Raw genomic sequence first — 17828 nt, 5'->3', positions numbered from 1 at the left:
AGGCCGATGGTTACTGGAGCCACGTCCCTCAGTCTGGTCCGCGACGAGCTGTTCGCCACCATGGAAGAGGCCGAGCAGAACCTTGAACATTTCATCGCCGAGCGCCAGAACGGCAGCCTGCTGCAGCACTCCGTCGAGTGCCTGAGCCAGATTCGCGGCACACTCAACCTGATCGAGCTGGCCGGCGCCGAGCTGCTGGCGCAGGAGGCGCTGTCCCTGGCCACCGATATTCCCGCCGGCGTCAGCGAGGACCGCGACGGCCAGCTGGCCGCGCTGGGCAATGCGCTCTACGTGCTGCGCCGCTACCTGGAAAACCTCGAAGCGCATCGCCAGGAGATCCCCGAGCTGCTGCTGCCGGCGATCAACGACGTGCGCCAGGCCGCCGGCCAGCCGGCGCTGCCGGAGAGCTTCTTCTTCAGTGCGCGGCTCGACCTGCCGCGCCCGCTGCGCGCCGTCACTGCGCCGCAGGTGGAAGACCCGGCGCGGGAAATCCGCCGCCTGCGGCAGATGTACCAGGTCGGCCTGCTCGGGCTGATCCGCGAACAGAACCTCTACCCCAGCCTCAAGCTGATGGGTCGCGCCCTGGGCAAGCTCGACGTGCTGCTGGGCAGCGCCGCGCGTACCCGCCTGTGCTGGGTCGGCGCCGGTGCGCTGGAGGCCCTGGTCGATGCGCAGATGCTGCCGCGCAAGACGCGCAAGCAGGTGTTCTCGCGCCTGGATCGGGAGATCAAGCAACTGATCGGCAACCCGCAGTACGAGGCCCCGCGCCAACTGCTCAAGGAGTTGCTGTACCTCACCGCTCTGGCGGACACCAGTGGTGTGCGCGCCAGCGAACTGCGCCAGGTATTCGGCCTGGCGCCGCTGCCGTTCACCGACCACCTGCTGGAAGACGAATCCCAACGTCTGTCCGGCCCCGGCCAGTCGGTGATGCGCTCGCTGTCGGTGGCGATCCGCGAGGAACTCACCGCAGTGAAGGACCAGCTCGACCTGATCGAGCGCGGCGTGTCCCAGGCAGACGCGTTCGGCATTTTGCATACCCAGCTGGGCAAGCTGGCCAAGACCCTCGGCATGGTCGGCCTGAACTCCGCTGCCACCTCGCTGCAGCACCAGCACGGCGTGGTCGCCGGCTGGGTTGCCACAGGGCAGGTGGACGACCCGGCGTCGCTCAACTCACTGGCCGATGCGCTGCTCTATGTCGAAAGCATGGTCGGCAACCTGGAGCGCGGTGAGCGCTCCAGCGCCCGCCCGGCGCCGCAGGGGGAGGGTGACTCCTTCGCCGTGCACCAGCTCGCCGAGGCGCGCATCGTGGTGATCGACGAGGCCCAGGCTGGCCTGGCGCTGGCCAAGCGCGCGATCACCGCGTACCTGGAATCCAACGGCGACAAGCTGCACCTGGCCAACGTACCCACCAGCCTGCAGGCGGTGCGCGGCGGCCTCTGGTTCCTCGGCCAGGAACGCGCGGCGTTGCTTGTCGGCGCCTGTGCCGATTACATTCAGGGGCAGATGATCGAGACGACCCAGATGCCGTCCGAGCAGATGCTGGAAACCCTGGCGGATGCGCTGACCGGCCTGGAGTATTACCTGGAGGGTGGAGCGATGATGCGGCCTGAAGGCCAACCCGACGTCCTGGACGTCGCCAGCGAGAGCGTCAAGGCCCTGGGCCTGACGGTGGCAGCCTGATGCGTACCGGGCGCTGGGAATCCTCGATGTTCGAGATCGCTGCCACGGGCGGCTGGGCGCTCGCCCACTGCCAGCAGCAGTTCCTCGCCGACAGCAACGGCGTGCTGTTCCCCCGCGACTGGCTGAAGCGCCAGGACCTGGCGGTGCTCTCCGAGCATGCCGTCGGCGAGTTCGACGGCGAGCCGGTGTACCTGCTGGAAATCGACCGTACCGACCCGCTGGAAGGTGCCAGCTGGGTCGGCCTGCGCCAGTTCATGATGCAGGCCGAGGAAGACATCTTCGCCATGCTCGGCTTCGCCAGCCAGATCGGCATCTGGTGGCGCCAGCACCGCTTCTGCGGCAGCTGCGGCCAGCCCAACCAGCGCCTGCCCCGCGACCGCGCCATGCACTGCGAGGCCTGCGGCCTGCAGCGCTACCCGCTGCTGTCGCCGAGCATGATCGTACTGGTGACCCGTGGCGACGAAGTGCTGCTGGCACGCTCGCCGCGCTTCGTGCAGGGCATGTACAGCACCCTGGCCGGCTTCGTCGAACCGGGCGAGTCGGTGGAACACTGTGTTGCGCGCGAAGTGCGCGAGGAAGTGGGCGTCGAGATCGGCAACATCCGCTACCTGGGCAGCCAGCCCTGGCCATTCCCGCACTCGCTGATGTTCGGTTACCACGCCGAGTACGTCAGCGGCGAGATCGTCATGCAGCCGGACGAGATCGAGGATGCCCGCTGGTTCCACGTCGACGAGCTGCCGCGCCTGCCGGCCGAACGCTCCATCGCCCGTTACCTGATCGAGGTCTACCTGGCGCGCCGCGCCGGTCGTCCCGAGCCCGCACTGCCCGGCGGCGCCTGAACCCAGGCGCCGCGCGCGGTTATCGCGGCGAGCCGATCAGACTGCGCTGAACCAGTGCTGCCAGGCCAGGCGCACGGTCAGCGCCAGTACCACCAGGATGAACACCGGACGGATGAACTTGGCGCCGCCGCCAATTGCTGTGCGCGCGCCGAAGTAGGCGCCGATCATCAGCGAACTGCCCATGCACAGCCCCATCAGCCAGACCACCTGACCCGAGGCGATGAATACCGCCAGCGCGACGATGTTGCTGACGAAGTTCATGCTGCGCGCCACGCCGCTGGCGCGGACCAGGTCCAGCGGGTACATCAGCAGGCTGCTGACGGTCCAGAAGGCGCCGGTGCCGGGGCCGGCCACGCCGTCGTAGAAGCCCAGGCCGAGGCCCTGCGGCCACTGGCGGCGCTGGGCGATCTGCGGATTGGCGTCCAGTGGCGCCTCGGGCGTCTTGCCGAACAGCAGGTAGAGACCGCAACCGAACACCACCACCGGCAGCATGCGGTTCAGCCACTCCGCCGGCATCAGGTGCGCGGCCCAGGCGCCCAGCGCGGCGCCGATAGCCGTGGCGATCAGGCCGTTGCGCCACTTGCGCGGCTCGAACAGCTTGCGCCGGTAGAAGGTGTAGCTGGCCACGGCGGCGCCGAAGGTCGAGCTCAGCTTGTTGGTGCCCAGCGCGAGGTGCGGCGGTACGCCGGCAGTGAGCAGGGCAGGGATGGTCAGCAGGCCACCGCCGCCGGCAATGGCGTCGATGAAGCCGGCGAGGAAGGCGACGCCGGCGAGGATGACGAGGGTGGTCGGGTCTACGACGAGTTCGAAGGGCATGGGTCAGGCCTTGATCGGGGGCCCGTGGCACCACTCTCTCGTAAAGAATGCTGCGCGGGAAACGTTAACGGGCCCGAAAGCTGCGACGGTCTGGCTGGCCGCGCAGGTACGCGGTGCGCATAATGCCGGCAATTCTACGAGGAAGGAAATCATTCGATGCAGTACGACGGTCTGGCCTGGGTCGTGGCGATCCTGGCGCTGCTGGCCCTGGTGGTGGCGGCCCGCATCCTGTTCGACCGTCACTGGTTCCTCGGCTGGCTCCGCGGCAGCGCCGGGATGCTGTTCGTCGCGCTGGCTGCGTTGGTCGCGCTGGTCGCCTGGGACCTGCATAGCTACGCGCCGCTGCCGCAGGAGCGCCCGCTGGCGACCCTGAGCTTCCACAAGGTGGCCGAGCAGCACTACGACGTGACCCTGCTGGAGGGCGATGCCGAACGCCATGTGGAGCTGGCCGGCGACCTCTGGCAGCTGGATGCGCGGGTGCTGGAGTGGAAGGGGCTGGCGCGGTTGATCGGCCTGGCGCCGGGCTATCGCCTGCAGGACCTCAGCGGGCGCTTCCTGGCGGTCGAGCAGCAGGCCCTGGGCCGCAAGGTGCCGCTGGCTGATGAAGTGCTGGGGATCGACCTGTGGCGCTGGCTGCGCGACGGCCAGCATGACCTGCTGACCTTCGTGCCGAAGGCGGGTCGCGTGAACTATCTGCCCATGGCCGACCAGGCGGTGTTCGCCGTGCGCTACGGGCCGGGCGGGCTGACCGCTGAGCCGATGAATGCGGCGGCGATCCAGGCGCTGAAGACCTGGCAGTGACCCTCGTGCTTGTATAGGAGCGGTCCATGCCCGCGATCCGCCGGCAGGACCGGCGCTTTCTTTGGCTCTGGTGCTGCCGGTCTGCCGCGTTGGCTTGGGTGTTCCAGCGCCGCTTCGGTGCGCGCGCGGACTTCTTGTTTCGCCCCCTCGGGCGACCTACTTTGGCAAACGCCCCAAAGTAGGCAAAGGTCTTGCCCCGGACATCCGGTTTTTCGCTTAGGCGAAAAATTCCCTCGTTGAATTGAAGTTTCAGGGGCACGCCGCGAAGGGCCATCCCTGGCCCATCGCGGCTCTCGCGACATCCATGTCGCTCAACCCCTGAAACTCCAATTCAACGAGGCCTCCTGAACGGGGCGTTCGGAGTGCTCGGAGGTTTCTCTGGAAGTCTTCAGTGCGAGAGCTACGGCAGGAATTGATTGGGTGTTTGGCTCTTCGTGGGAGCGAGCTTGCTCGCGAATCACTTGGCACCGCGCCTGACCGTAGGGGTGGACTTCCCATCCACATCGAAACCGAAGCGAAGCACGAACGTAGGATGGCGTGGAGCGAAGCGATACCCATCGATCCCCTTGCACTCGCAGCAGCATGGGTATCTCAAGCTCCCGGACTGACCTGCAGAGGCGCTCGCTGAGGAGAGAGGCTGAGTGCGTTCGCGAGCAACCGCGATGGCGTTCTCTTTGCTCTTACAGGTAGCCGAATTCCGGCAAAGGAAAAAGGGAGCCAACCAGCTCCCTTTTTCATATCCGCGATAACGCTTAGGCGAGGAACCCGCCATCCACGTTCAGCGTCACGCCGGTAGTGTAGCTGGACGCCTCGCTGGCAAGGTACAGCACGGCACCGGCCATCTCACTCGGGTCGGCTACGCGCTTGAGCGGGATGCGCTGCAGGGCGACGTTGCGGATGGCGTCGTTGCTCACCAGCGCCGAGGCGAACTTGGTGTCGGTCAGGCCCGGCAGCAGCGCGTTGCAGCGGATGTTGAACTGCGCGCATTCCTTGGCGAAGACCTTGGTCATGCTGATCACCGCGGCCTTGGTCACCGAGTAGATGCCCTGGAACTCGCCCGGGGTAACGCCATTCACCGAGGCAACGTTGATGATGCTGCCGCCGCCGTTGGCCTTCATCAGCTTGCCGCCTTCGATGGACATGAAGTAGTAGCCGCGGATGTTCACATCGACGGTCTTCTGGAAGGCCGACAGGTCGGTATCCAGTACGTTGCAGAACTGCGGGTTGGTGGCCGCGTTGTTGACTAGGATGTCCAGGCGACCGAACTGCTCGCGGATCTGCGCGAAGACTGCCTGGATCTGCTCCATCTCGCCGATGTGGCAGGCAATCGCGGTGGCCTTGCCGCCGGCGGCGACGATCTCGTCAGCCACGGCCTGGCAGCCGTCGATCTTGCGGCTGGAGACGATCACGTGGGCGCCCTGCTGGGCCAGCAGCTTGGCGATGGCCTCGCCGATGCCACGGCTGGCGCCAGAGACGAAGGCGATCTTGCCTTCGAGGTCGAACAGTTGGGTCTTTGACATGGGAGTTCTCCTTGTTCTGGGGCGCCGTTACAGGCGGGACTTGCCGATGACTTGCAGGCTCACCTGCTCCAGCAGCTTGTTGGCATGGATGAAGGTGGCGAAGCGCTTGTCCTGGGTCTGGCCGTGGAAGAAGCGGTAGTAGATCTGCTGCATGATGCCGGCCAGGCGGAACAGGCCGTAGGTGTAGTAGTAATCGAGGTTGTCGATCTGGATGCCGGCGCGCTCGGCGTAGTAGTCGGCGAACTGCTGGCGGGTGAGCATGCCCGGCTCGTGGCTGGGCTGGCGGCGCAGCATCTGCATCGGCTGCGGGTCGCCGGCTTCGATCCAGTAGGCGAGGGTGTTGCCCAGGTCCATCAGCGGGTCGCCGATGGTGGTCATCTCCCAGTCGAGCACGCCGATGATCTGCATCGGGTTGTTCGGGTCGAGGATGACGTTGTCGAAGCGGTAGTCGTTGTGAACGATGCCCGGCTTGTGGTGGTCGGCCGGCATCTTCTCGCGCAGCCACACCTTCACCTGTTCCCAGGCCGGCGCGTCGGGGGTCAGGGACTTCTCGTAGCGGTCGATCCAGCCGCCGATCTGGCGCTGTACGTAGCCTTCGGGTTTGCCCAGGTCACCCAGGCCGCAGGCGTTGTAGTCGACGTTGTGCAGGTCGACGAACTTGTCGATGAAGCTCTTGCACAGTGCAGTGGTCTTCGGCGCGTCGAGGTTCAGTTCCTTGGGCAGGTCGCTGCGCAGGATGATGCCGTTGACCCGCTCCATGACGTAGAACTCGGCGCCGATCACCGACTCGTCGGTGCAGTAGGCGTACGCCTTGGGGCAGTAGGGGAAGCCGTCCTTGAGCTGGTTCAGGATGCGGTATTCGCGGCCCATGTCGTGGGCGGACTTGGCCTTCTTGCCGAACGGCGGACGGCGCAGGACCAGTTCCTGGTTGTCGTACTGGATCAGGTAGGTCAGGTTCGACGCGCCGCCGGGGAACTGGCTGATGCGCGGCTGACCCTGCAGGCCGGGGATGTGGTCCTTGAGGAAGCCGTCGATCACGGCGGCATCGAGTTCTTCGCCTTCGCGGGAGCGGATGGTCTGGTCGGTCAACGACATGCTGGTCCCTTTTTATCTAGGAGCTCGTCTTGTACTGGCTCGTACTGATCGCCTCGCAGGGCCAAGGGCTCCTGGCGAGGTGCGCGCAGGCCGGCGCCGGTATCTTGCCCGATGGGTCGCGACAGGATCAGGCAAAGCAATGATGGCGCCGGGTGATCATTGGCTAATCTAATGTGCCACCCTGCCGCTCACAAGCACGCAAAGCCCTTATTGGCGTCGGTGTTGGACCCCGATCAGGCTGCCTGATCCGGGCCTTGCAGCGGCGCGCGGGCATAAAAAAACCGGAGCCAGGGACTCCGGTTTTTCGCGCTGCGCGGGCAGGTTTTCCGCGGATCAGACCGGGAACAGTTCGCCCAGCTTCATCGCCAGCATCATGTCGCCTTCGGCGCGCAGCTTGCCAGCCATGAAGGCCTGCATGCCGTCGGTTTCGCCGCTGGTGATGCCCTTGAGGGTTTCGCTGTCCATGATCAGGGTGACGTTGGGGGACTCGGCGTCGCCCTGCACGACCTGGCAGGTGCCGTCCTTGACGACCAGGTAGTGGTTGTCGCCGTCTTCGATGTTGAACTGGAACACCAGATCCAGGCCGGCGGCCGCGCTGGCGTTGAACTTGCTCTGCATGGTGGAAACGATGTCAGCAACACTCATGGTTCTATTCCTTTTCTAGGTTTTCTCGCGCGACGCGCGCGTCGCAATGGGCCGGTACTCAACGATAGGTGATGAGTTCCGGCGCCTTCAACAGTTCCAGATGCACGTGACTGTTGAAGGAAGCCAGGGCCACTTCGCTGCCGCGGAACTTCAGGCGGTTGAGCGAGGTGTTGACGATCTGCCAGTTGAGCTCGAAGGCGTTCAGCGCCGGGATGCCGGTGACCATCTGCAGGACCGCGGTGATGGTGCCGCCAGAGGTGAACACGCCGATGGTGTCCTTGCCGCTGGCCGATTCCAGCAGGCGCTTGAGGCCGCCGTGCACGGTATCGAGGAACTCGGCCCAGCTGACCAGGCCGTCCTTGTCGTGGTCGCCGGAAACCCAGCGGGCGATCACGGTGGAGAACAGGCGCTGGAACTCGGCGCGATGATCGGCGGCGTTGCGCATGATGTGCAGGGCCTGCGGCTCGATCTCCAGCAGGTCCGGCAGGTGCGCGCGGATCACCGCATCGGCTTCGAATTCGTTGAAGGCGGAATCGACTTCCAGGGTCGGCGTGGCGATACCGGCCTCGTTCAGCCGGCCCATCACCGCTTCGGCGGTATGGCGCTGGCGGCGCAGGTCGCCGGCGACGCAGCGGTCGAAGCGCAGGCCGAGGCTGGCCAGGTGCTCACCGAGGATTTCCGCCTGGCGCACACCGGTGGCCGAGAGCACATCGTAGTCGTCGGCACCGAATGAAGCCTGGCCATGTCGAATCAGGTAGATGCTTCCCACGCGCAGTATCCCGGCAGGGCTGAAAGTTCCGGCGAGGTTATGAGGATCACCTGGGGCTGTCAACGAAAAAACATACGCTTGTTTGAATGCTATTCGCTGGACTGATACAGCGCTTTGCCAGCGCTGGTGGCGGGCCTGCGGCGTGGGTATGCTTGCGGGATTCGCTGCGCTCCTCGCGCGGGCGCGAACAGAATTGTAAAAGGGGATGTGAGTGGAGTTTCTAGCCGATTACGCGGGTTTCCTGACCAAGACCTTCACCGTGGTGGTGGCCATCGTCATCGTCCTGGTGGTGATCGCCGCACTGCGTGGCCGCGGTCGTCGCGGTGGCAGCGGGCACCTGGAGGTGCACAAACTCAACGACTTCTACAAGGAGTTGCGTGAGCGCCTGCAGCACAGTGTGCTGGAAAAGGCCAAGCTCAAGGCCCTGCGCAAGTCCGAGGCGAAGAGCCTGAAGGAAGCGAAAAAGAAGAAGGGCGGCGAGAAGAATCGCGTCTATGTGCTCGACTTCGATGGCGACATCAAGGCCTCTGCCACCGAGCAGCTGCGCCATGAAGTGACCGCGCTGCTGACCCTCGCCACCTCGCGTGACGAAGTCGTGCTGCGCCTGGAAAGCGGCGGCGGCATGGTCCACGGCTACGGCCTGGCTGCCTCCCAGCTGGCGCGTATCCGCCAGGCCGGCGTGCCGCTGACCGTCTGCGTCGACAAGGTCGCGGCGAGTGGCGGCTACATGATGGCCTGCATCGGCGAGCGCATCCTCTCCGCGCCCTTCGCCATCCTCGGCTCCATCGGCGTGGTGGCGCAGCTGCCCAACGTCAACCGCCTGCTGAAGAAGCACGATATCGATTTCGAGGTGCTCACCGCTGGCGAATACAAGCGCACCCTGACCGTGTTCGGCGAGAACACCGACAAGGGCCGCGAGAAATTCCAGGAAGACCTGGAAACCACCCACGAGCTGTTCAAGCGCTTCGTCGTCCACTACCGCCCGCAACTGGCCATCGACGAGATCGCCACCGGCGAGGTCTGGCTGGGCCAGGCGGCGCTGGGCAAGAAGCTGGTCGACGAGCTCAAGACCAGTGACGAATACCTGGCCGAACGCGCCCGCGAGGCGGATGTCTACCAGCTCAGTTATGTGCAGAAGAAGTCCATCCAGGAGCGCTTCGGCGTCGGCGTCAGCGGCGTGATCGATCGCGTGCTGGTGACCTGGTGGGACCGCCTGGGGCGCAGCCGCTTCTGGCAGTGATGCTTCTGCCAATGATTGTCGTCGGGCGCCGGGATCGCGCCCGTTTCAGCGAATTCGAAAGAGGAGGGTCGAGATGAGTGCATTCAAGGCGTTGTGGGTCACGGAGAGCGCGCATGGCGTGCATGACCTGCAGGTGACCGAGCGGCAGGTGGCCGATCTGCCGGCGGGTGAGGTGCTGGTGCGGGTGAAGTATTCCTCGCTGAACTACAAGGATGCGCTGTCCGCCAGCGGCAACCGCGGCGTTACCCGCAAGTACCCGCACACTCCCGGCATCGATGCCGCCGGCGTGGTGGAAGAGTCCTCGGTGGGCGAATTCGCCGCTGGCGACGAAGTCATCGTCACCGGCTACGACCTGGGCATGAATACGCCGGGCGGTTTCGGCCAGTACATTCGCGTGCCCGCGGCCTGGCTGATCAAGCGCCCGCAAGGCCTGTCGCTGCGTGAATCGATGATCCTCGGCACCGCCGGCCTGACGGCCGCGCTGTGCGTCGACAAGCTGGAGCGCGCCGGTGTCACGCCGTCCGCCGGGCCGATCCTGGTCACCGGCGCCACCGGCGGTGTGGGCAGCATCGCGGTGATGCTGCTGGCGCAACTGGGCTACACCGTGGCCGCCGCTACCGGCAAGCTGGAGCAGGCGGAGCTGCTGAACCGCCTCGGCGCGCGGCAGATCCTCGACCGCGCCACTGTCTCCGATGGCGTCGACAAGCCCCTGCTGCGCGAGCAGTGGGCCGGCGCGGTGGATACCGTGGGCGGCGACATCCTGTTCAACGTGGTCAAGTCGCTGCAGTACGGCGGCAGCGTTGCCTGCTGCGGCCTGACCGCTGGCGCGGCCTTCAAGGCCACCGTGCTGCCCTTCATCCTGCGCGGCGTGAACCTGCTGGGCGTGGACTCGGTGGAGCTACCGCTGGTGGTCAAGGCTTCCATGTGGGACAAGCTGTCCCTGCAATGGAAGCTCGACAACCTCGAAGCAGCGGTGCGCGAGGTCAAGCTCGACGACCTGCCGGCCGCCATTCACCAGATTCTCGCCGGCAAGCTGGTTGGCCGGGTGCTGGTGAGCCTCGACTGATATTCCGCGACTGATCTTCCGCTCGATGCTCGTGTCGGGCCTGGGTGTCAGCCCAGGTCCGGCAGCAGGTAGTCGGCCCACAGCGAATCGGCGAACTGGCTACGGAAGAAGCCGAAATGGCCGATGCGTTTCACGCCGATATCCTCCGGGGCGATTCTCTTCAGCGTCTTCGGCGAGCCACGGTAGAAACCGTGCAGCGAGTCGGTATTACGCCTGGACATCATCTCGTCGTCGGTGAAGGAGAGGGAGGTGATGGGTGTGCGCACCGATGAATACGCCTCGCGCACCGCGCCACCTTCCGCGCCCACGGCGTACTCCGGGTCCAGGCACCAGCGCCGCCATTGCTCGATCACTCCGCGCGGCAGGTCGCCGACCACGCCCAGGCGCTTGCCGGGGAAGTAGCCCAGCAGCGGCGTGATGGTCGGTGCCAGGCAGTACCAGAGCAGCCAGGCCTTGTGTCGCAATCCCTTGGTGTTCTCGCGCCAGTAGCCGCTGCCGGTGGCGATGGTGAAGGCGCGCAGGATGCGTTCGTTGCCGCGCACGAAGGGCAGGATCTGCCCGCCGAGGCTGTGGCCGATCCAGTACACCGGCAGCTCGCCAGCGGCCTCGACCACGGCGTCGAGCATCGCGCTGCAATCGTGGTTGCCCCAGGCGACGACATCGACGTCCAGGTCGCGCAGGTGGCCGGCGCGGGACTTGCCCATGCCGACGTAATCGAAGGTCACGGTCAGATAGCCACGCTCCGCCAGCCAGTGGGCGAAGGCGGTGTAGAAGCGTTGTTCGACGCCCATGGCGGGGACGATCAGCACCGCCCCGCGAGCTTCGCCGGGCGGGTAGTACCAGTGGCTGGAAAGGCTGTGGCCGTTGCCGTTGTCCAGCGGACGGGGGAGCGGGGTGATCATGGCAGCGTCCCTCAGGCCTGGCTGACGTACATGGTGATGTCGGCGCGGAAGACCTTCTTGTCACCGACGTAGGCCAGCACTGGCACGGTGATGTCGCCTTCCTGGTTCCAGTCGATGGCCAGGCCGTCGGCCACAGCGCGCACGTCGCCCTCGGCCTTGGCCAGGTATTCCACGGTCATGCCGCGGGGAATCCAGCGGCGGCCCTTGGGGATCGACACGTCGGTCATAGTCCCGGCCACCAGCTCGGCGGCGTTGCACAGGGCGATGGCATGCACAGTGCCGATGTGGTTCAGCACTTCGCGGCGCTTGGGGAAGGTGACTTCCGCATAGCCCGGGCGCAGTTCGACGAACTGCGGGGCGATGGTGGAGAAGTAGGGGGCGACCTGGCCGATCATGGCGCTGAACTGCGCCGGGCCGGCCTGTTGGAACATCTGCAGCATCTGGCTCATGGTGGCTCCGCAAGCTGGGAATGACGAACTGCGATTGAAGAACTGTCATTGAAGAGAAGTGCGCGCCCAGGCAGTATACGAAGATTAGAAAGTAATTCTAGAAGATTATTCTAGAATTACGTTCTGGAACGAATTCTAGACAGGACCCCCATGGCCCGAGCTTCCCGCAAAGACGACATCCTCCAGGCCGCGCTGGCCTGCTTCAGCGAATCCGGCGTGGACGCCACCACCATCGAGATGATCCGTGATCGCTCCGGCGCCAGTATCGGCAGCCTCTACCACCACTACGGCAACAAGGAACGCATCATCGGTGCGCTGTACCTGACCGGTATCGGCCAGTATGCGGCGCTGCTCGATGCGGGGCTGGAGGCGGCGAAGAGCGCCGAGACGGTGGTGAAGCTGTTCGTCACCTCCTACATCGACTGGGTTTCGGCCAATCCGCAGTGGGCGCGCTTCATCCTGCACAGCCGCGGGCGCGTGGAAGCAGGGGAGGTGGGCGAGGAACTGCGCGAGGCCAACCGCCAGCAGGGCCGGCGCATCGCCGAGCTGCTCGCCGAGCACCGTAAGGCGGGTGCATTCAAGGCGCTGTCGGCGGAGCTGTTCAACTCCGTGGTAATCGGCCCGACCCACGACTACGCGCGCAACTGGCTGGCCGGGCGCACGCGGGTGGACCTGATCGACTGCCGCGAGCAGCTGGCGCAGATTGCCTGGGACAGTGTCCGCGCCTGAGCGTTTGCTTGCCGCGGCGCCCTGGATACTCCTGTAGGAGCGAGCTCGCTCGCGAACGCATTTACCGGCAGCGCCGAAGCTGGGCGGGTTCGCGAGCAAGCTCGCTCCTACGAAGGGCCCCGAAGCTTCACATCGGCGTAGGGCGAATAACCTGGAACAGGTTATCCGCCGTTGTCCCGGCGGCGGATAACGCTGGCGCGTTATGCGCCCTGCGGGAGCGCCTGATGGCTCTTGTAGGAGCGGAGCTTCTCCGCGAAATCCCGGCGTAACCGGGACAGAGGCTGAGGTGTGAGCCCGGCCTGTCGGCCGAATCGCGGAGAAGCTCCGCTCCTACGAAAAGCTCGCAGGGCAGAAACGAAAAAGCCCCGCACTGCGGGGCTTTTTCTTGTCGACCGGATCAGGCCAGCTGACGGCGACGGAACAGCGGTTGCGGCTGGGTCACCGAGGTCTGGTAGACCTCGGAGAAGTCGTCCAGGCCGGCCAGCGCCGCTTGCGGGTCGCGGTCGGCGCGGATGGCGTAGGCGTCGAAACCGCAGCTCTGCATGAAGAACAACTGGTCACGCAGCACGTCGCCGATGGCGCGCACTTCTCCCTGGTAGCCGAAGCGCTCGCGCAGCAGGCGCGCGGTGCTGAAGCCGCGGCCGTCGGTGAAGGCGGGGAAGTTCACGGCGATGACCTTGAACTTGTCCAGGTCGCCCGCGATGGCTTCCGGCTCTTCATCCGCGTCCAGCCACACGCCCAGGCCGCCGTCACGGCCGCGCAGGGCAGGGCCGTGTTCCAGCCACAGGTTCAGCGGGATGATCACGTCGTCGCAGTTGGGCACTGTCTCGAGGGTCGCGTCCTTGGGCAGCAGGTGCCAGCGATCGTCGACGACCTCGCGGTTCTTAATGATTCGCTGCATATACGCGCTCCTTGAAGAGGTCGATGCCGATGCGACGGTAGGTATCGAGGAAACGTTCCTCTTCGGTGCGCTGTTCCACGTAGACCTTGATGATCTTCTCGATCACGTCGGCCATCTGCTCCTGGGCGAACGACGGGCCGAGGATCTGCGCGAGGCTCGCCTCACGGCTGGCACTGCCGCCGAGGGAGACCTGGTAGAACTCCTCGCCCTTCTTGTCCACGCCGAGGATGCCGATGTGGCCCACGTGGTGGTGGCCGCAGGCGTTCATGCAGCCGGAGATGTTCAGGTCGAGGTCGCCGATGTCGAACAGGTAGTCCAGATCGTCGAAGCGGCGCTGGATGGCTTCGGCCACCGGCAGCGACTTGGCGTTGGCCAGGGAGCAGAAGTCACCGCCCGGGCAGCAGATCAGGTCGGTCAGCAGGCCCACGTTCGGGGTCGCGAAACCGTTCTCGCGCAGTTCGCCCCAGAGGGTGAACAGCTGCGCCTGCTCGACGTCGGCGAGGATGATGTTCTGGTTATGGCTGTTGCGCACTTCGCCGAAGCTGTAGCGGTCGGCGAGGTCGGCGACCACGTCCAGCTGCTTGTCGGTGATATCGCCAGGCGCCACGCCGGTGGGCTTGAGCGACAGGGTCACGGCGACGTAGCCGGGCTTCTTGTGGGCGAAGGTGTTGCGGGTGCGCCAGCGGGCGAAGCCGGGGTTCTCGGCGTCCAGCTGGGCGAGGGCGGCGTCCTGGTCTTCCAGGGCCTGGTAGGCCGGGTCGACGAAGTGGGCGGCCACGCGCTGCAGCTCGGCGTCGGTCAGGGTGCTCGGGCCGTCCTTCAGGTTCGCCCATTCGGCGTCGACCTTCTGGGCGAAGACTTCCGGAGTCAGCGCCTTGACCAGGATCTTGATGCGCGCCTTGTACTTGTTGTCCCGACGGCCATAGCGGTTGTACACGCGCAGGATGGCGTCCAGGTAGGACAGCAGGTGCTGCCAGGGCAGGAATTCATTGATGAAGCTGCCAACGATCGGGGTACGGCCCAGGCCGCCGCCGACGGAGACGCGGAAGCCCAGTTCGCCGGCTTCGTTCTTCACCGCTTCCAGGCCGATGTCGTGCACCTCGATGGCCGCACGGTCGCTCACGGCGCCGTTGACGGCGATCTTGAACTTGCGCGGCAGGTGGGCGAATTCGGGGTGGAAGGTCGACCACTGGCGGATGATCTCGCACCAGGGGCGCGGGTCCACGAGTTCGTCGCGGGCAACGCCGGCGAACTGGTCGGTGGTGGTGTTGCGGATGCAGTTGCCGCTGGTCTGGATCGCGTGCATCTGCACGGTGGCCAGCTCGGCGAGGATTTCCGGCACGTCTTCCAGTTCCGGCCAGTTGTACTGGACGTTCTGGCGGGTGCTGATGTGCGCGTAGCCCTTGTCGTAGTCGCGGGCGATCTGCGCCAGCTTGCGCACCTGCCGGGAAGACAGCAGGCCGTAAGGCACAGCCACTCGCAGCATGGGCGCGTAGCGCTGGATGTACAGGCCATTCTGCAGACGCAGCGGGCGGAATTCCTCGCCGGTCAGTTCACCCGCCAGGTAACGGTGGGTCTGATCGCGGAACTGCTTGACGCGATCTTCTACGATCCTCTGATCGTATTCGTCATATACGTACATGAATCTTCCTGCTGTCAGGCTATGGCGCTCAGGCTTACTGCGTATCCCAGCGCGCACGGCAACGCGCTCCACGCGGAGTGGGGCGCACGATACCAGTTCGGGAATATGCGCAAAAGTGATGTTTGAGTATATGGCGAGAACTTTCGGATCTAAGCCCCGCCAGGCCTGAAGCTCAGGCGAGACGGGGACTTGAAGCGGGACGTTCGTTCTTCCATTGCGCCGTTTCGCCTGGCTATTGTCCCAGGCGTAACCGGATTCGATCAGGCCTCGCGGCCGTGGGCGGCGTCGCGCAGTTGCGAGGTGTCGACACGGACGAAGATCGAGTCGCCAACGCAGGTCAGCACGTCGCCGGCATAGACCTCGCAGATGATCCGGCTCTTACGGCCGACTTCGCCTTCTACATACGCCTTGAGGGTCAGCGGCACACCCATGGGCGTCGGCTTGATGTACTTGATGCCCAGGTTGCCGGTGACGCAGTCGATGCGCGGCAGGCTGCCCGGCTCGCGGCCTTCGGCGCGGTAGTGGTAGGCCATGGCGGTCCAGTTCGAGTGGCAGTCCACCAGCATGGCGATCAGGCCGCCATAGACCAGCTCCGGCCAGCCGCAGTACTTGGCTTCGGGCAGGTGCTCGGCGATGACGTGGACACCGTCCTCGTGCCAGCGGCTCTTGATGTGCAGCCCGTGCGGGTTGCTGCCGCCACAGCCGTAGCAGACGCCTTCCGGCGCGACCCGGTCTTGCAGCGAATCGAGAGATTGCAGTGAATCGACTTGCATGGCCCTTCCTTGTTCTTGTCGTCTGTTCGTGTCGAAGCCGCAGCCTAACGGCATTCGCCAGCGCGGGAAAAGGCCAGGCTCGCTTGAACAGCGGCTTGAGGGGAGGGCGGGGCTGGTCTTAACTGCTTCCTGTGGTCCTTCAGCCAATAACGAGAAGATGGGGGAAACATGAGCGAAGAATCGTCCAGCAAGACCAGCGACAGTGTCGTCGATGCCCGCGCCGCATTCATCCTGATCCTGCTGGTGGTTGCGACCGCCGTGTTCTGGGTCAGCCATCAGTGACAGCGGTACCGGGCGGGCCGTCCTGCGGCCCGCCCGGTACCTTATCCCTCAGTCAGCCTTATCTACAGTCCGGCAAAATGCAGCACCAACTGCACCAGCCCGTAGAGCAGCAGCACGAAGACCAGCGTGAAGAGAATGCCCATGGCGATGAAATGACTGGGCTTGCCATGGGTGAAGTCGCGCGCGCGGTTGCGCCCGCTCTGCACGCCGAAGGCCGCGGCCAGCACGCTGTGCAGCATCTGCCAGAAGGTCGGCGGCTTGTTCTGTTGCTCGTCCATCATTCGTCCTCCTTTTGCCTGCAAGCCTAGCTCCTCAGGGCGCGAGCGCTAGAGTTCGATCTGCGTCCACTGGCGCTTCTGCCACATCACCGCGAAGATCGCCGAGGCCAGCCCACGCTGGAGTATCTGCATGCTCCAGATCGCCAGCAGCCCGCCGCCCAGCACCGGGCCGACCAGGTAGGCCAGCGGCAGGAAGAACAGCCACTGGTTGCCCAGGCTGACCGCCATCACCGTACGCACGGCTCCTGCGCCCAGCAGTGCCTGGGTCAGCACCAGCGCCGTGGCGTCGATCACCATGCCCATGCCGGTGAGCATCAGCGGCACCCGGCCCAGTTCGATCAGCGCAGGGTCGCTGACGAACAGCCGCAGGATGGCTTCGGGGAATATCCAGAATGGCGCGCCCAGCAGCGCCAGGCCGCAGGCCGCTACCTTCACCACATCCCAGCCCCAGCGGTGCGCGCTGTCGAAGTCGCGCTCGCCCATGCTCTGGCTGACCAGGGTGGTGGCCGCCATGCCCAGGCCGACGCCGGGGAGGATCAGGAACAGCGCGAGGTTGATCAGCACGTGGGCCACCGCCAACTCGCGGGTGCCGACCTGGGCAATGATCCAGAACAGCAGGGTGATGCCGGCGGCGAAGAAGAACTGCTGCAGCGAGTTGGGCAGCGACAGGCGCAGCAGGGTACGGATGTCCCGCTCGCTCGGCAGGCGCGGGTGGAAGCCCTGGGTACGGGCGTCGCGCCAGGTGATCCAGGCGTAGATCATCGAGCCGAGGTACAGCGCCAGCGTGGTGCCCAGGCCGCTGCCCACGGCGCCCATCTGCGGCAAGCCGAACAGACCGTGGATCAGGCTGTAGCTGATCGCCGCGTTGGCCAGGTGCATCACCACCAGGGTGCGCATGTACATGCCCGAGCGGCGGGTGCCGTTCCAGTAGCCGCGGAAGGAGAAATTCAGGCCGACGGCAAGCACCGACAGCGCGCGCCATTCGAAGTAGGGAATACCGACCGCCAGCACCTCGGGGTCATTGGACAGGGCGCGGACGATGGGTTCGGCAAACAGCAGGCAGATCAGCGTGATCGGCAGCGACAGGCCCAGCGCTACCAGCAGTCCGCAGTTCAACGGTGCGGGCAGCTCGTCGCTGCGGCCTTCGCCACGCCGGCGCGCCACCAGTGCCTGCACGCCAGCGCCCAGGCCCATCACCAGGGAGATGGCGACGAAGTTGGCGTAGCTGCCGATGCCGACCCCGGCCAGGGACTTTTCCCCGAGGTGGCCGACCATGGCCGCGTCCACCAGGTTGAGCAGGCTCTGGCTGAGCATCCCGCCGATGATCGGCAGGCCCAGGCTGAGTATGTTCTGGAACCGCTGGCGCTCTAGCATGGCGTCTCTGGGCAGTGAGCTCCGGCC

18 protein-coding genes are annotated in these 17828 nt (G+C 65.5%); 6 read left to right on the top strand and 12 right to left on the bottom strand.

Going from position 1 to position 17828, the window contains the following annotated elements:
* Window positions 1-6: 6 nt before the first annotated feature.
* Both QO207_RS16350 and nudC read left to right on the top strand, forming a co-directional pair.
* Window positions 7-1680 (top strand): ferrous iron transporter B, encoded by a 1674-nt coding sequence (locus QO207_RS16350; protein WP_301533406.1) that lies wholly within the window; start codon window positions 7-9, stop codon window positions 1678-1680.
* On the top strand, window positions 1680-2519 hold the full coding sequence (nudC, locus tag QO207_RS16345; RefSeq protein ID WP_301533405.1) for an NAD(+) diphosphatase: 840 nt from the start codon (window positions 1680-1682) through the stop codon (window positions 2517-2519). Before QO207_RS16350 ends, nudC begins: the two co-directional genes overlap by 1 nt.
* 36 nt (window positions 2520-2555) lie before the next feature.
* Here nudC and QO207_RS16340 read toward each other — a convergent pair whose 3' ends face one another.
* Window positions 2556-3335, bottom strand: a complete 780-nt coding sequence (locus tag QO207_RS16340; protein WP_301533404.1) for a TSUP family transporter — start codon at window positions 3333-3335, stop codon at window positions 2556-2558.
* A gap of 156 nt (window positions 3336-3491) precedes the next feature.
* Between QO207_RS16340 and QO207_RS16335 the strand changes: the two genes are divergently transcribed.
* Complete coding sequence (locus QO207_RS16335) at window positions 3492-4136, top strand: hypothetical protein (protein WP_301533403.1); 645 nt, start codon at window positions 3492-3494, stop codon at window positions 4134-4136.
* 752 nt (window positions 4137-4888) lie between these two features.
* Here QO207_RS16335 and QO207_RS16330 read toward each other — a convergent pair.
* The 4 genes from QO207_RS16330 to QO207_RS16315 form a co-directional block, all read right to left on the bottom strand.
* On the bottom strand, window positions 4889-5656 hold the full coding sequence (locus QO207_RS16330; RefSeq protein WP_138216316.1) for an SDR family oxidoreductase: 768 nt from the start codon (window positions 5654-5656) through the stop codon (window positions 4889-4891).
* 27 nt (window positions 5657-5683) lie between these two features.
* On the bottom strand, window positions 5684-6751 hold the full coding sequence (locus tag QO207_RS16325; protein ID WP_301533402.1) for a phosphotransferase family protein: 1068 nt from the start codon (window positions 6749-6751) through the stop codon (window positions 5684-5686).
* A gap of 333 nt (window positions 6752-7084) precedes the next feature.
* Entirely contained in the window at window positions 7085-7396 is a 312-nt protein-coding gene (locus QO207_RS16320; protein ID WP_081516542.1) for an SCP2 sterol-binding domain-containing protein, read from the bottom strand.
* A 58-nt stretch (window positions 7397-7454) separates the two neighbouring features.
* A complete protein-coding gene (locus QO207_RS16315) occupies window positions 7455-8165 on the bottom strand; it encodes a histidine phosphatase family protein (RefSeq protein ID WP_301533401.1) in 711 nt (236 codons plus the stop codon).
* A gap of 211 nt (window positions 8166-8376) precedes the next feature.
* Between QO207_RS16315 and sohB the strand changes: the two genes are divergently transcribed.
* Together sohB and QO207_RS16305 are read left to right on the top strand one after the other, a co-directional pair.
* Window positions 8377-9405 carry a protease SohB gene (sohB, locus tag QO207_RS16310; protein WP_301533400.1) on the top strand — a complete coding sequence of 343 codons (1029 nt, stop codon included), beginning with the start codon at window positions 8377-8379 and terminating at the stop codon, window positions 9403-9405.
* A gap of 73 nt (window positions 9406-9478) precedes the next feature.
* Window positions 9479-10471, top strand: coding sequence for a YhdH/YhfP family quinone oxidoreductase (locus QO207_RS16305; RefSeq protein WP_301533399.1), 993 nt, complete (start codon window positions 9479-9481; stop codon window positions 10469-10471).
* A 47-nt stretch (window positions 10472-10518) separates the two neighbouring features.
* Here the strand turns inward: QO207_RS16305 and QO207_RS16300 are convergent, their stop codons facing one another.
* Window positions 10519-11373, bottom strand: a complete 855-nt coding sequence (locus QO207_RS16300) for an alpha/beta fold hydrolase (protein WP_301533398.1) — start codon at window positions 11371-11373, stop codon at window positions 10519-10521.
* An 11-nt stretch (window positions 11374-11384) separates the two neighbouring features.
* The gene (locus QO207_RS16295; protein WP_301533397.1) at window positions 11385-11822 is read right to left on the bottom strand and encodes a hotdog fold domain-containing protein; all 438 of its coding nucleotides are present in this window, start codon (window positions 11820-11822) and stop codon (window positions 11385-11387) included.
* 150 nt (window positions 11823-11972) lie between these two features.
* On the opposite strand from QO207_RS16295, the gene QO207_RS16290 reads away from it, so the two are divergent.
* Window positions 11973-12551, top strand: coding sequence for a TetR/AcrR family transcriptional regulator (locus tag QO207_RS16290; RefSeq protein WP_301533396.1), 579 nt, complete (start codon window positions 11973-11975; stop codon window positions 12549-12551).
* Between the two features lie 397 nt (window positions 12552-12948).
* Here the strand turns inward: QO207_RS16290 and QO207_RS16285 are convergent, their stop codons facing one another.
* The 5 genes from QO207_RS16285 to QO207_RS16265 form a co-directional block, all read right to left on the bottom strand.
* The gene (locus QO207_RS16285) at window positions 12949-13452 is read right to left on the bottom strand and encodes a DUF934 domain-containing protein (protein WP_301533395.1); all 504 of its coding nucleotides are present in this window, start codon (window positions 13450-13452) and stop codon (window positions 12949-12951) included.
* Complete coding sequence (locus QO207_RS16280; RefSeq protein WP_301533394.1) at window positions 13436-15094, bottom strand: nitrite/sulfite reductase; 1659 nt, start codon at window positions 15092-15094, stop codon at window positions 13436-13438. The genes QO207_RS16285 and QO207_RS16280 overlap by 17 nt, the downstream gene beginning before the upstream one ends.
* A gap of 260 nt (window positions 15095-15354) precedes the next feature.
* A complete protein-coding gene (locus tag QO207_RS16275) occupies window positions 15355-15867 on the bottom strand; it encodes a PaaI family thioesterase (RefSeq protein WP_301533393.1) in 513 nt (170 codons plus the stop codon).
* A gap of 344 nt (window positions 15868-16211) precedes the next feature.
* The gene (locus QO207_RS16270) at window positions 16212-16427 is read right to left on the bottom strand and encodes a DUF2970 domain-containing protein (RefSeq protein WP_138525536.1); all 216 of its coding nucleotides are present in this window, start codon (window positions 16425-16427) and stop codon (window positions 16212-16214) included.
* A 48-nt stretch (window positions 16428-16475) separates the two neighbouring features.
* Window positions 16476-17801 carry an MATE family efflux transporter gene (locus QO207_RS16265; protein ID WP_301533392.1) on the bottom strand — a complete coding sequence of 442 codons (1326 nt, stop codon included), beginning with the start codon at window positions 17799-17801 and terminating at the stop codon, window positions 16476-16478.
* Window positions 17802-17828: the final 27 nt, after the last annotated feature.

The sequence above is a fragment of the Pseudomonas sp. CAN1 genome (assembly GCF_030462585.1).
In the GTDB taxonomy this organism is placed as follows: Bacteria; Pseudomonadota; Gammaproteobacteria; order Pseudomonadales; family Pseudomonadaceae; genus Pseudomonas.
Note: the sequence above shows the minus strand (reverse complement) of the source record. Positions and strands in the feature narration are given on the sequence as shown.